The following is a 12,461-nucleotide window of genomic DNA, read 5'->3' on the forward strand; positions in this document are numbered from 1 at the left end:
CGGACGGACAAAAGGCGGCCTGAACTCAAAACTTCATGCCGTGTGCGATGATCAGGGCCGACCTGTCCAGCAGTCAGATTGAATTGCCCCGGGTTTTGTGGAGACGTTTTTTATCTGATTTAAGCAGCTAAAGCATGTGATTTCTGTTGTGCATAAAAGCGAGCCTCAGCTTCTGCTGAGGGGATGTTTCCAATGGAGGACAGGATCCGTCGATTGTTGAACCAGTCGACCCATTTAAGTGTTGCCAGTTCAACCGCTTCCCTGTTTTTCCATGGTCCCTGCCGATAGATGAGTTCGGTTTTGTAAAGCCCGTTAATGGTCTCGGCCAGGGCGTTATCATAGGAATCCCCAACACTGCCGACAGAAGCAACGAGACCCGCTTCAGCCAGTCTTTGCGTGTAGCGAATGGACACATACTGACAGCCGCGGTCTGAATGATGGGTCACTTTTCCCTCAGGCCGCCTCTGGCACAGAGCCTGCTCAAGGGCATCCAGCACGAAGTCGGTATGGGCCGTTGAGGAGACACGCCAGCCCACAATGACCCGGGCAAACACATCAATGATGAAGGCCACATAAACAAAGCCCTGCCATGTAGAAACGTAAGTAAAATCCGAAACCCAGAGCCTGTTAGGGGCTGGTGCATGAAACTGGCGCGGCACCAGATCCTGTGGACAGGGCCGTGCCGGATCTGGCCGTGTGGTTCTGACCCCCTTGCCACGAATGGCGCCTTTCAGTCCCATCTGGCGCATCAGCCGCTCTACCGTGCAGCGGGCGACATCCAAGCCTTCACGTCTGAGCTGACGCCAGACCTTGCGCACTCCATAGACACAGAAATTATCGTTCCAGACCCTGCGAATTTCATGACACAGCTCTTTGTCTTTCTGGCTGCGCACACAGGGATTTTTCTGTCTCGCCCGATAAGCATAATAGGCAGATGGTGCAATCAACAGAACCCTGCAGATTGACCCGACACCATATGTCTGCCGATGCTCCTCAATGAAGCGTGTCATGGTCTGAAGATGCGGTCGAGCTCCGCCTGGGCAAAATATGCCGACGCCTTGCGCAGGATTTCATTGGCCTGCCGCAATTCGCGGTTCTCTCGCTCCAGTTGCCTGATCTTCTCCCGATCAGGCAGGTCACTCACCGCAAGCGCATTGGCCCGCTCATGCAGACGGGTCCATTTTGACAGCGTGTCAGGGTGAATATCCAGCTTTGGGGCGATCATCATCACTGCAGACCACCGCGAAGGATGGTTCTTCTCTTCCTCCAGAACCATGCGGGCTGCACGGTCGCGAAATTCAGGTGGAAAACGCTTCGATTTGTTGCTCATGAATTCTTCTTACCTCTCGGGTCGTTCTGTCTCCACAAAACCCGGGGCAATTCAAAGGATGGTGTCATTACACTGTCCGAACTGGTTCGATCGGCACTCCGCCTGCGCCCTGACCGTATCCCGATTGGCGAGGTGCGTGGTCCCGAGGCCCTTGATCTGCTCAAGGCCTGGGGAACCGGCCATTCGGGCGGGGTTGGCACACTCCATGCCGGATCGGTGCTGACTGCCCTCTACCGCCCGGAGGGCCACTGGACTTGTAACGGTTTTGTGCCGGTCAGGAAGTGGTTATGCCACTCTTGCTTCGAAAGCGAGAGGGCTGATGCCGCCCAGATATGAATGGCGTCGACGTGGATTGTAGAAACCATTGATATACTGGAAGATGGCCGCGGTCGCCTGACGACGGGTTGGCCAGTTTTGCCTCCAGAGCCATTCCGCCTTCAGGCTTTTGAAAAACGCTTCGACAGCGGCGTTGTCAAAACAGTTTCCCTTTCCAGACATTGAAGCCTGCACTCCGTGGGCCAGCAGCTTTTTCCGGAAATCATGAGAACAGTATTGGCTGCCACGATCGGAGTGGAAAATGCAGCCAGGCACCGGGTTACGCAGCCGCACCGCCATATCCAGGGCACGGATGGCCAGATCCTTTTTCATCCGGTCGCTTGCAGCCCACCCGATTACACGGCGACTGAACAGATCGATGACGACAGCCAGGTAGAGCCAGCCCTCGGCAGTCCAGATATAGCTGATAGCCCTGCCCATTTCTGGTTGGGGTCTTCAGCAAGGAAGTCACCGTCCAGAAGGTTGGCCACAATGCCAGACTGGTGCTGGCTGTCGGTCGTGACCTTGTGGCGACGGGTGCGCACCGGCCGGATCCTGTTGTCCTTCATGAGGCGACCAACACGACGTTCCCCGACATCAAGCACGCTTCCCTCAGTTCCATGGTCATGCGCGGCCGTCCGTAGGAGCCGTTGCTCAGGGCATAATGTTCACGGATATGCGCCAGCACTTTCAGATCGGTGCGCTGACGCTGACAGACCGGTCGGGATGTCCAGGCCCGGTAACCCCGTGCCGAGACCCGCAGGACTTGGCACAACCTCCCGATTGGCCATTCATGCCGATGTCCATGGATGAAGGCGAACCTCATGGCTTTTGGCTCGCGAAGAACTGGGTAGCTTTTTTTAGAATTTCCCTCTCCTCCCGCAGAATTCTGTTCTCCAGGCGGAGACGTTCATTCTCACGGGCCAGATCAGCCTGCTGTCCCGATCCCGGCTCGTCCGGACGATAATCCACCATCCATTTCGCCAGCGTAGATTTGCCAATACCCAGGTCGGTCGCAACCCGCGTGCGTCACAGTCCACTGCTCAACGCAATCCTCACGGCCTCGCGCTTGAAATCTACCGTATGTTTCATGGTGTCGTCGGTCTCCTGATACAAGCTTAAAACGCTCAGATGACCGGCACAAAACCGTTACAAGTTCAGAACATTCCCGACTAGGTCTGGCGCGGCATTGAAAATGAGATGGATACGAAGTCCGGATGGGTGATGTAGGCCACAGGTTTTCACGGTCGGAGCGAACTCTCTCGGATCGCGGATAAAGCCGAATTTGGCATAGAACCGTTCAGAAACGCCGAGAGCTGTCACGCGAATGCCAACATGATCGAACGTCAGGTGCGCGAAGTTCATTGCCCGCATCCTGTTTCCAGGCCAGCCACCGTTTTCTGAAGTGGGACTGGGCCTTTCAGGCTCTCCACACGCTGTAGCCAGACTAAGATGCTCCATCTCAAGCCCAAAATCAGGATAAAAAATTTTAATCGATGATTCTTCGATTCCTCCAATTAAATTACAAAGTCTATCATTTCTGGAAACTCTACGCAGGATATGTTGTTCTAGAGGTTGTGTCCTTTAACTTGGGGATTAGTTCTGCTCTGGCGTGTGAAATTTTCTGTAGAGAAAATAATTTTGTTTCCTCGCTTATGTCATTATGAAAAATAGATTCGGGAAGAGAAATATGAAGATCAAGTATCTTATGAATATAGTATTGCCTGCTGCTTTTCTTTTACCTTCAATTGTACAAGCTTGTTCAAGTCTGGCAATCACAGATAAGAGCGGGCATGTTTATCATGGACGCACATTGGAATTGTCAGAAGACTTACCGTCTTGGTTGACCTTCTATCCTGTCCAGACAGCATTCCAAAAAAAGTCACCTGATGGCGGTTCTGGCGCACATTATCAGGCTCTCTACCCTATTCTGGCGATTACAACTGCAGTTTATCAGGATGGTGACGATCATAACATGCTTGAGGGCATGAACGGTGCTGGTCTGTCTTTCAGCGCCAACATGGTGCCTGAAGCGGCACTGACTTCACTAACACCATCAGACTACCATGATTCTATCCCTGTAACATCACTAGGAGAGTGGGCGCTTGCCAATTTTGCAACGGTAGAGGATGTCAGAAAAGCCGTGAATAAAGGGCATTTCTGGTCTCCAGTCTTGGCCAAATTGGGCGGAGTAAAATCACCCTTTCATTTTGCGTTTTACGACAAAAAAGGAGGAAGTATTGTCGTAGAAGCGCTTGATGGGAAATTTCATGTTTATGACAATCCCACAAAGGTCATGACAAACGGTCCTGACTTTCCGTGGCATCTCCAGAACTTGAATAATTACACGCAATTGACCAACAAAGACAGATCTTCAGCGCTTTTGGGAGGTATGAAAGTAGTTCAGCCTGATAGTGGAATTGCATCTTCAGACCTGCCATCATCAGACACCTCTGTCGGGCGTTTTATCCGTGGCGTTTACTACACCAGTTATGCACCTCTGGCCCAGTCGACCGGAGATGCGGTCAATATTCTTGCACACATCATGAATCGCTTTGATCGTATGAAGAATATTACCACCGATACGTTAGGAAGTGAGGCACAGAAGGAAGCAGGAAAAACCGTTACTGAATATACTGTATGGACAGCATTATCAGATATTAATGATGGAGTGATGTTCGTTCGGGGATATAAAGATATTAGTTACAAGAAATTTTCACTACAAGATTTCTATGGTAATAAAAAACCCATCTTTGAAAGAATTAATAATCGGGATATGGTATCGCCTTACTGAGGTGATAATTTGATTTATGATGTAGAATAGAATTTTTACCTTCATCACAAGCGCAAAGGGTCTGGTTTGTTAATCACAAATATAACACTACAGTTACACTTTGTATTTTGAGTGATTATGGATAGCGTTGGCCTGATATTTTTGTCGAAAGATGGACCATCCGAAGGTGTGAACGACGGATGGTCTGTGTTCTGCACGTTATATGATGAAGCTTCTGATTTCCTAAACGGATCAGAGGAGATCATGTCTTGAAATAGGCAAGGTCTCTATCGACGCTGTTTCGGAGGAACAACTGAATTGCTCCGGGTCTTGCTGTTTACACAAAACCTGGTGCGGTTGGGTAATTTCAGTCCAGATCATCTTGATCTCATCAGGTTCTCGCAAACCCATGAATCATAACATGCTGAAATTACGCAACTTATTTTCGGTTAGACACTTAGATTTGCTCTTTTTTCCAAGTATAGGCGCCAAATAGGGCCAGTAGGGTAAAGATAGTATATAGACTGGCTGTTAAGAAATCTGTGCGATACAAAAAAAGCCATGCATATATAAAGTCGACAAAAATCCATAAATACCAGTTTTCTATATATTTTTGTGTTGTCCATAAAGACGCCAAAAGACTTAAACACATCAAGACTGAGTCAATATAAGGTTGTGGATCATCCGTGAAGTGGGAAAAAACCCATCCAACGGGAAGGCTCATGCACGCTGTTAGCGCCACCTGAGTGATAAGATTGCTGGGTATGAACGATTGGAAATGACCTTGTGTTTTTTGAGTTTCTTTGGGAGTTCTCCATGAATACCAACCATATCCAAGAATGATGAAATAGACAGCTTGCAACAGCATGTCGCCATAAAGGTGCCAGAGATAAAATTGGCGGAGGTAGAGAATGACTCCAACCATGCCAACCGGCCAGCACATCATGTTACGTCGGGCAGTAAGCCAGACCCCTGCGATATTGATAGCAACTGCAGCGGCTTCCAAAGAAGGCACGATTTTTTCTCACGTTTGATTATAAGGAAATAAACTCACGCAGGATTTGTCACCAGTGGCAGTTCAGGATCTGCCGACCATTCCTGTAATGACCCATCATAAAGGGTGGTATTGAATTGCCCGACAAGTGTGAGAGCGACCGCGACAACGGCAGCAGAAATACCTCCCCCACAATACAGAACAAGAGGAAGCGTCTTGTGCGTAAGCAATGGTTGAAGAATGCTCCGCAACTCTGGTAATTTCTGGTAGAAACCATGCTCGTTCAATAGGCTGCGTGCGGGTAAATTCAGGCTGTGGGGAATATGTCCGCGTCTGCTGTAGCGGGTTGGAGTTGTGCCATCGAACACGCTTTTGGATAAGGCGCAGACGAGTGTGCCCTTTTCCGTTCCGTCGACAATGCGCAGCACGCGTTGGCGGTCGCACCAAAGCTGGGGCTGGAGGGTAAAAGTGGCATGCGGCCTTACCCTTCTGTTGATATTGTCCAGTTGAGGTAAGCTATTTTTTGTGGTGATTGGTTGCCCCGCATTTTGCCATGCTCTGTACCCGCCATCCAGAATACGTGCGCTAATACCAACGCTGCGAAGCATCCACCAGAGGCGCGCAGCCCAGAAACCATCGGTTTTATCGTATAAAACGGGGGTGATCTGGGGGGTAATGCCCTGTGTAGCAAAGCGTATGGCGAGGTCTTCCAGTGAGGGGAGGGCAAAGCTGAAAGGTTGGGACGTATCGGCCAGGTCGTGCGTCAGGTCCAGATGTTGTGCGTTGGGAATATGTCCTTCACACCATTGTGCTCGGCCGGATTCAACCCGGTAATCTCCGTCAAATCGGGGGGAGGGGAGTACTACGCTGGTATCAAAAATAGCCAGCGTAGGGTCCTGCCTACGCTCGGACAGTTCAGCAACACTGATAAGAGGGGATACGGAATGTGCCATGCTGGTTATGGAGCCTTGCTACCAAGTATGTGAAGGTGTCTGATAAGACGTTGACCTTGCGGCGTGGCAAACCAGTCGGCATGCCCCAGAAGGTAAGTATCGTACGCTAGAGCAGCATTTTGTCTGTCGTTCAGAAGACCAGAAAAATAGTCTATTTCGCTGAGTGCAAAGTCAGCATGTACAAGGGGGAGTATACTGGCCAAGGCTTTTATGTCTGCGGTGCTGAGTGGCGCTATGCTGGAATAACCAGCAAGTAATGCTTCCAGTTGATCCAAATTGGCAGTGGGTGCAACACCATTTTCCATATCCAGCCAGGAGATCAGATTACGCTCTATGGCCGTTGCGAGGTCGAATAATGCAGAACTTTTGCTCGCCAGACCAAAATCCAGAACTGAGGAGACGGTCCCGTTTGATCCAGGGGCAGACCAGAGCAGATTGGAGGCATGCCAGTCTCCGTGTGTCCAAAGCCTGGGAGCCGCGTGTAAAATGGCATGCGCGTTGGCATGGTATGGTGCAAGCAGGTGTGTCTGGATATCGTGTTTCCAGTTCCGTTCATGCAGAAAGCTGGCCAGCCCGGGGCGAAGCTGCAAATCTGCGCCAAGGGCCTGCAGGGGGTCTTGCTGGCGGATCAACCTGTCGTCCGAGACAAGCAGATGTGTGCTGCGAGGGGAGGCGTTGTAATGCTTGAGTGCCTTATGCACCCGTGCCAGCATGGTGCCCGCAGCATAGGCATGACCTGTATTTAAAAATGGGGTCCATGACGTGCGATCCTGATACAGGTCCAGTCCACTGGCGATGTCATGCACTTCATAGGTCCATCCATTGTGGAGGACCATTGTTTTTCCGCTTGCTGTTTCCAGCAAAGAAGCAACAGGAATATCTTGCTGCTTCAGGTGCCGGATAAGGCCATGTTCCTCTTCCAGATTGAGCGGTGTGCGCAGGGCATGTCCATGGCGTTTGACAAAGAGCATACCATGGTCGGTTTTTATCGTGGCGGCCGCAGAAAAAGGGCGTGGACTGCGCCACAGAATGGCTTGCAGTGTGCCCGCGCGTGGAAAATGATGCAGAACCTCCTCAAGTTCTGTGTCTTTTATATCAGGCCAGTCTGATTCTTTGCGGGCGGTGCCCATGCCATGTGTATATGGGGCTGACATTGCATGTCCGCTCATGAATGGTCCTGCACGGAGTGACGGAAATCCTGTTCAATAACCGCTGAACGCCAGATATTCCTGTCAGACACAATAGCGTTTTTTGCCAGCCAATGTGTGTATTCCTCCATAACGTCCGGACGTAGTTCTCCCCATTTTCCGTTGTGCAGCCATGTTGGTGCAATTGCTGTAAGGGACTGGCTGAGGAGTTCAGTAGGAAAATATGGTGTTGCCAGTTCATAGGCGGGGAGTGCCGCGAGCGGGTTTTGTGCTGCTGCCAGAAACCCTTTATCAGACGCCTTGAGAAATGATCTGACTTTGTCAGGTGTTGTCTCGATTATATCATCACGGGTGCACAGAACATAGCTGTGGTAGGGTGGTGCCCCTAGTTGCCCCAACGGCCAGACAAGACGCTCCTCTTGTGGAATGGCACTGTCCATCAGTGCTTCCCATGCCCAGTATCCGCCAAAGCTTGCGTCTGCGAGGCCATTTTGTAAATCTTCTGGACGAAATTCCCGGAATTGAGAGTTCACAATTTTGACGGCATCAGGGTCTCCACCATCAGAGGCGACAAGGTGCCGGATCATGGCAAGCCCCCGAGGCGTGGGGTTCATGGCGAGTTTTCGTCCTGCCAGATCACGTGGCCGATTAATATTTTTGCTTCTAAGAGTCTGTATGGTTTCCAGCGCGCTGTGGTTTATGGCGGCAATGGCCCGCAATGGTTCACCCTCATCACGCCGGACCAAAAGCCTGTTGACTGGTGCAACGGCAAAGTCAGCACGGGCCTGTAGCAGGTGTTCAAGGGAATCACCGTGCCACGGGTCTGGCGCAGTGATATGCAGGTCCAGTCCGTTCTGTTCATACCATTTTTGCTGTCGGGCAAGGTAGAAGCCTGCCGAGTTTGGCCATGGATGGAAGTATTCCAGCATAAGGCAGGTCGCACAAAGATGATGTGACTGTGACATGTGTTAAAAACCTGTGGAAATAGTGGCAAGTGCTGCAAAGCCGCCACCAATGTAGTAGCTGGGGGCGCTGCCAGAGATGGTGTTGCCGTGGATGCCCGTTGTATCCCGCGCGTTCAGCGTTGGGCTGGCTACCCCGGAGAGATAATGCTCGTTGGTGATGTTGATGAAGTTCATGCGTATTGTGGGTTGGTGCAGGTGATAATGATCGGAAAAGCGATACCCAATGGCCAGATCGCCAGTCGTGTGGTCTGGCATGCGCTCATCGTTCATGAATGTTGCATATTGGTGTCCGGTATAGTGCACGGTTGCGACACCAAAGAGATGACCATCATCATAACTCAGGCCGATAGCGGCTTGCAGTGATGGACTGCGGACAGCAGTGCGGCCCTTGGTCGGCAGAACGTCACCTTCTGCACTAATGTTATTGTCGATGGTCGCATGCAGGTACTCGCCCGACACATAGGGGCTAAAATGGTGCCACGGCTTTAAACCCACCTCTACATCCACCCCGCGTGATGTCTGCCCACCTGCGTTCATGGTTGTCGTAATGATCGAGCCATTCTGGATGGCAAGAGTGGAGATCTGACGATTTGTGAAATTGTAATTAAAGAGCGTCAGACTTCCCACAAACCAGCGATTGGATAGGCGGTAGCCTAACTCTTCCGAGATGGAGTATTCGTCACGCAGATTATTGGTTCCTGCTGTGACAAGGCTGCCTGAAGAAGGGTCATAGGCGTTATAGAGCGCAGTTTGATCGGGCGCTCTGAAGTTTGTGGTGGCATTGAAAAATATCTGGTTATGGTCATCAATATGCCAGCGAAGGCCCAGTCTGGGCAGTGGTTCCATGCTATTGGACCCAACCCGATACTGTGGACCGGGCACGTTGTTGGTGCCTGAACGGTTGAGCATGACAATTTTGAAGCCCAGATCTATGGCCAGCCGGTCATGCAGGAGCGAGATATGATCCCCTGCAAACAGTGCGTTGCTTTGGGAAATGGTATGAAAACTGCCACCTAGCAATTTTTGCCCGTTAGCGAGATGAATCTGGCTGCTTGCGTTTTCTGCCCAGATATCCGCTGAGGCGCCGTTGGTCTGCACAGCGGTAAAGGGCTGCTGTTCGTTATCGTCGCCGTAGTCGTACCAATAACCGAAGACAAAATCATTCCATGCTTTTTTATAGTGCAAGGCAACAGTAAACCCTGAGCGGTAGCTGCGCTGCGTGTAGTTTGCTCGCACAACGGCGCTTCCGTCCTGTGCGCCGGGCAGGTTAAGTGTGTCTGGCAAAGCCTGTGTGCCCTGATAAAGACCACTCTCGCTCAGAACAGTGCCTCCGGGAGCATTGCCATACGCAAACTGGGCGTAGGGTGTGCTATCCAGTGTCAGGCGGTCAGTCAGACGCAAATGGATAGGTGCCCCTGCATAGAATGTTCGTTCTGGCTGACGCCACAGACGCCAGTAGTTGGCTCCGTTGCTCTGGTTGGAAGCATCATAACGGGCTAGCAGGTTGTTAGCGCCACCAATGCCATCGCTTTTCCAGCTTTCCATACTGGCCTGAGGGTAATAGCTGGTAATGGTGCTGTTAAAGGAACCAAGTAAGCTGGCATGGTTGCCTTGCCCCCATTCCTTGAGAAATTTAAAATCAACGTGCTGTTTTTCGTCACGCCCTGGGCCGCGCCAGTTGTCGGTTGCGCCGTGGGAGTATGAGATAAAGCCCCGTAAGCCCGTGTGGGCAATATCTCCTGTATCCATGCGTATGAATTCACGGTTGGTATTGTAAGAACCGTATGAGACACTGGCAAAACCCCCGGCTTTTTTGGCCGGATTACGAAAACTGAGCTGCATAAGCCCGCCCGCAGCGTTAAGCACCGGACTATCCAGATCGGATGATCCTTGGGCGAGAGCAATTTGCTGATAATTTTCGCTATCCGCAAATTGACCGGGATAGCCGCTGGAGTAGGCCACATCGTTCAGTGGCATACCTTCGAGCACATACCCGATGGAATCCCCACCAAGGCCACGCACGCTTATGTCTGTGCTCGGCGAAAAACCAAAGGGATCAGACGTGGCAACATTTGCGCCGGGCAGGAGGGAGGCGAGCTGAAAAGCTGTCGCCATGGGCGCCTGCTTGTCCATGAAATCCCGGTCAACCGTACTAACGGCTTTTACCCCATCCTGTTCGCGAATAAGTCCCCCACCCGGTTGGTAGCCATGTACGGTGTTGGCAAGGCCTGTAATAACAATATTTTCTGTCGTGTGGCGTGGCTTGGCGGGGATTGAGGGCGCTACTCTGGCGGGTGTTCTGGGCGCAATATTGTGCGCCGTTGCGCGTGTTTGTGGCGCAGAGGCGCTGTTTGCAGCATGAACGGATGCTGACATAACTAGCAGGCTGCAAGCAGAAACCCCGGCGCACAAAAAAGATTTGCGTCTTTTGGCAAGAGGACGAAGTGCCAACAATTTAGTGTGGGCATTGTTCATGCGGGGTTTTGGCATAAGATTCTCACGAGTGTATTCACTTTCTTTTTATGTGATATATAAAAACACCAATTAAAAATAGATATTTGTTTTTCTCTCTGTTATTCAACTATGGAATATAGGGTCTTATTATATAACGGCTGATGGTGAGTGGTATGAATATGGAACACCTTCGTGCCTTTCTTTTTCTGGCAGAAAGGGGAAATTTCTCGGATGCTGCCCGCGACATGGGCATGTCTCAGCCTTCATTAAGCAAGAAAATTCGTCGCCTTGAAGACGTGCTGGGAGCTGATCTTTTTACCCGTACTACGCACCAGACAAGCCTGAGTGCCTTCGGACGAAATTTTTTGGATGAAGCGCGTAGCCTGCTCGACCATTCAAACCGAGTGATGGAGCGAGGGCAAAAATTAGCACGAGGGCGTGTGGGAACAATACGGATCGGGTTTACTTTCTCTGTTATGGATCTGCTGACGGCTATTTTGCCACAATTTAGAGAAAATGAGAGCAGGTTTGATATTGTGCTGGAGGACATGTCATCCGGGGAGCAGGAACATGCACTTAAAACAGGTCAAATAGATGTGGGGTTTATGCGCTACGGACGCGATGAGGAGTTGAACTTTCTTTCCTTGACGCATGATGATCTGGTGTTGTTGGTGCCTCGTGATCGCAATGATATTGCAGGACTTGCAGATATATCCAATTCAAATTTACCATTGGTGCGATTTAAAAAAACATTTTCACAAGGAATCTATGATCGGACGGAGCAGATATTAAATACAAGTCTGGTACAGCCTGCTTATACCTTGTGGTTTAATGAGAGTATTAGTGCCATTCAGGTTGTATGCTCAGGCCTGGCATGTGCAATAATCCATCGCTCTAGTTTATCTATACTGTCTGAAACAGAAAAAAACTTTACCGTTCATGAAATACGACATCCGTCTGCCCGGTGGGAAGTGGGTATGGCTACGTACGATGTCGGAATTAATCCAGCGCGGGATCAATTCCGTCAGGAGTTTTTTTCTTATTGCAATTTAGGTTCAGGTTTCATTCCTCGAGCTAGAATATGACACTTGCTGCGATACGGATTACTGACACCAAAGTATGAGTGCAGCGATCGTATCGTGTTACACACGTCACCAGTCTTTCAGTTTTGCGAACATGTTTTCGATCAGATGACGCTTCTTATACAGATGCCAATATAAGGTGGCTTTGGTTTTCGGTTATTCTTCGGCGGAATACAGGCCATGATGTTGTGCTCTGTAAGACACTGCCTGATTTTATCACTGTCATAACCGCGGTCCCCGATGGGCTTTTTTGTCTCATCGGGCATATCCGCCAGCTACGATGTCAGCACTTCTGAAGTCACTAACCAGCCCTATGGGTCACAGACATTCGCCATTGTTCCCTTTTTCAGAGAGCCGTTTTTCGATGAATGCATCAGGCCTAGGCTCAGGACCTATTAATTTATTGAACTGAGCGAGAAGTTGTGATTCACAGGCTTACCGATGGAG

General features: G+C 50.5%; 9 protein-coding genes, 2 pseudogenes and 1 other annotated feature. Of the genes and pseudogenes, 3 read left to right on the top strand and 8 right to left on the bottom strand.

Annotated elements, in window-relative coordinates; all coding sequences use genetic code 11:
- Positions 1 to 119: 119 nt before the first annotated feature.
- Positions 120 to 1,330, bottom strand: a protein-coding gene (locus HK26_RS07390) for an IS3 family transposase (protein ID WP_143296313.1) whose coding sequence is annotated in 2 segments (ribosomal slippage) — positions 120 to 1,045 and positions 1,045 to 1,330 — 1,212 coding nt in all. Because the reading frame shifts where the segments join, the coding sequence is not laid out codon by codon here.
- Positions 936 to 1,052, bottom strand: a sequence feature (AL1L pseudoknot). Its footprint overlaps the gene before it by 117 nt.
- A 51-nt stretch (positions 1,331 to 1,381) precedes the next feature.
- On the opposite strand from HK26_RS07390, the pseudogene HK26_RS07400 reads away from it, so the two are divergent.
- Positions 1,382 to 1,573 (top strand): annotated as a pseudogene (locus HK26_RS07400) (ATPase, T2SS/T4P/T4SS family); the annotation flags it as partial.
- 42 nt (positions 1,574 to 1,615) lie between these two features.
- Here the strand turns inward: HK26_RS07400 and HK26_RS07405 are convergent.
- A pseudogene (locus tag HK26_RS07405) lies at positions 1,616 to 2,737 on the bottom strand (IS3 family transposase).
- 57 nt (positions 2,738 to 2,794) lie between these two features.
- Positions 2,795 to 3,010, bottom strand: a complete 216-nt coding sequence (locus tag HK26_RS07410) for a VOC family protein (protein ID WP_257640912.1) — start codon at positions 3,008 to 3,010, stop codon at positions 2,795 to 2,797.
- 325 nt (positions 3,011 to 3,335) lie between these two features.
- On the opposite strand from HK26_RS07410, the gene HK26_RS07415 reads away from it, so the two are divergent.
- Positions 3,336 to 4,439 carry a linear amide C-N hydrolase gene (locus HK26_RS07415; RefSeq protein ID WP_086639201.1) on the top strand — a complete coding sequence of 368 codons (1,104 nt, stop codon included), beginning with the start codon at positions 3,336 to 3,338 and terminating at the stop codon, positions 4,437 to 4,439.
- Positions 4,440 to 4,875: 436 nt separating this feature from the next.
- Here the strand turns inward: HK26_RS07415 and pnuC are convergent, their stop codons facing one another.
- From pnuC to HK26_RS07440, 5 genes are read right to left on the bottom strand one after another with little or no spacing between them, the layout of a single operon-like run.
- Complete coding sequence (gene pnuC / locus HK26_RS07420) at positions 4,876 to 5,433, bottom strand: nicotinamide riboside transporter PnuC (protein ID WP_180539424.1); 558 nt, start codon at positions 5,431 to 5,433, stop codon at positions 4,876 to 4,878.
- A 35-nt stretch (positions 5,434 to 5,468) separates the two neighbouring features.
- The gene (locus HK26_RS07425; RefSeq protein WP_086639203.1) at positions 5,469 to 6,365 is read right to left on the bottom strand and encodes a sulfurtransferase; all 897 of its coding nucleotides are present in this window, start codon (positions 6,363 to 6,365) and stop codon (positions 5,469 to 5,471) included.
- Between the two features lie 5 nt (positions 6,366 to 6,370).
- Positions 6,371 to 7,534: a phosphotransferase enzyme family protein gene (locus HK26_RS07430; RefSeq protein WP_180539425.1), complete on the bottom strand. Its 1,164-nt coding sequence runs from the start codon at positions 7,532 to 7,534 to the stop codon at positions 6,371 to 6,373.
- Positions 7,531 to 8,478, bottom strand: coding sequence for an ABC transporter substrate-binding protein (locus HK26_RS07435; protein ID WP_257640914.1), 948 nt, complete (start codon positions 8,476 to 8,478; stop codon positions 7,531 to 7,533). The genes HK26_RS07430 and HK26_RS07435 overlap by 4 nt, the downstream gene beginning before the upstream one ends.
- A gap of 3 nt (positions 8,479 to 8,481) precedes the next feature.
- On the bottom strand, positions 8,482 to 10,968 hold the full coding sequence (locus HK26_RS07440) for a TonB-dependent receptor (protein ID WP_374188231.1): 2,487 nt from the start codon (positions 10,966 to 10,968) through the stop codon (positions 8,482 to 8,484).
- A gap of 137 nt (positions 10,969 to 11,105) precedes the next feature.
- Here HK26_RS07440 and HK26_RS07445 point away from each other — a divergent pair, with 137 nt between their 5' ends.
- A complete protein-coding gene (locus HK26_RS07445; RefSeq protein ID WP_180539427.1) occupies positions 11,106 to 12,017 on the top strand; it encodes a LysR family transcriptional regulator in 912 nt (303 codons plus the stop codon).
- Positions 12,018 to 12,461 lie beyond the last annotated feature (444 nt).

The sequence above is a fragment of the Acetobacter okinawensis genome, assembly GCF_002153655.1.
In the GTDB taxonomy this organism is placed as follows: Bacteria; Pseudomonadota; Alphaproteobacteria; order Acetobacterales; family Acetobacteraceae; genus Acetobacter; species Acetobacter okinawensis_A.

What these genes read in the sequence shown, in the direction of transcription:
- HK26_RS07435 (WP_257640914.1), bottom strand. Translation starts at nt 8,478, where the DNA reads ATGTCACAGTCACATCATCTTTGTGCGACCTGCCTTATGCTGGAATAC.
- HK26_RS07430 (WP_180539425.1), bottom strand. Translation starts at nt 7,534, where the DNA reads ATGAGCGGACATGCAATGTCAGCCCCATATACACATGGCATGGGCACC.
- HK26_RS07445 (WP_180539427.1), top strand. Translation starts at nt 11,106, where the DNA reads ATGAATATGGAACACCTTCGTGCCTTTCTTTTTCTGGCAGAAAGGGGA.
- HK26_RS07415 (WP_086639201.1), top strand. Translation starts at nt 3,336, where the DNA reads ATGAAGATCAAGTATCTTATGAATATAGTATTGCCTGCTGCTTTTCTT.
- HK26_RS07425 (WP_086639203.1), bottom strand. Translation starts at nt 6,365, where the DNA reads ATGGCACATTCCGTATCCCCTCTTATCAGTGTTGCTGAACTGTCCGAG.
- HK26_RS07410 (WP_257640912.1), bottom strand. Translation starts at nt 3,010, where the DNA reads ATGAACTTCGCGCACCTGACGTTCGATCATGTTGGCATTCGCGTGACA.
- HK26_RS07440 (WP_374188231.1), bottom strand. Translation starts at nt 10,968, where the DNA reads ATGCCAAAACCCCGCATGAACAATGCCCACACTAAATTGTTGGCACTT.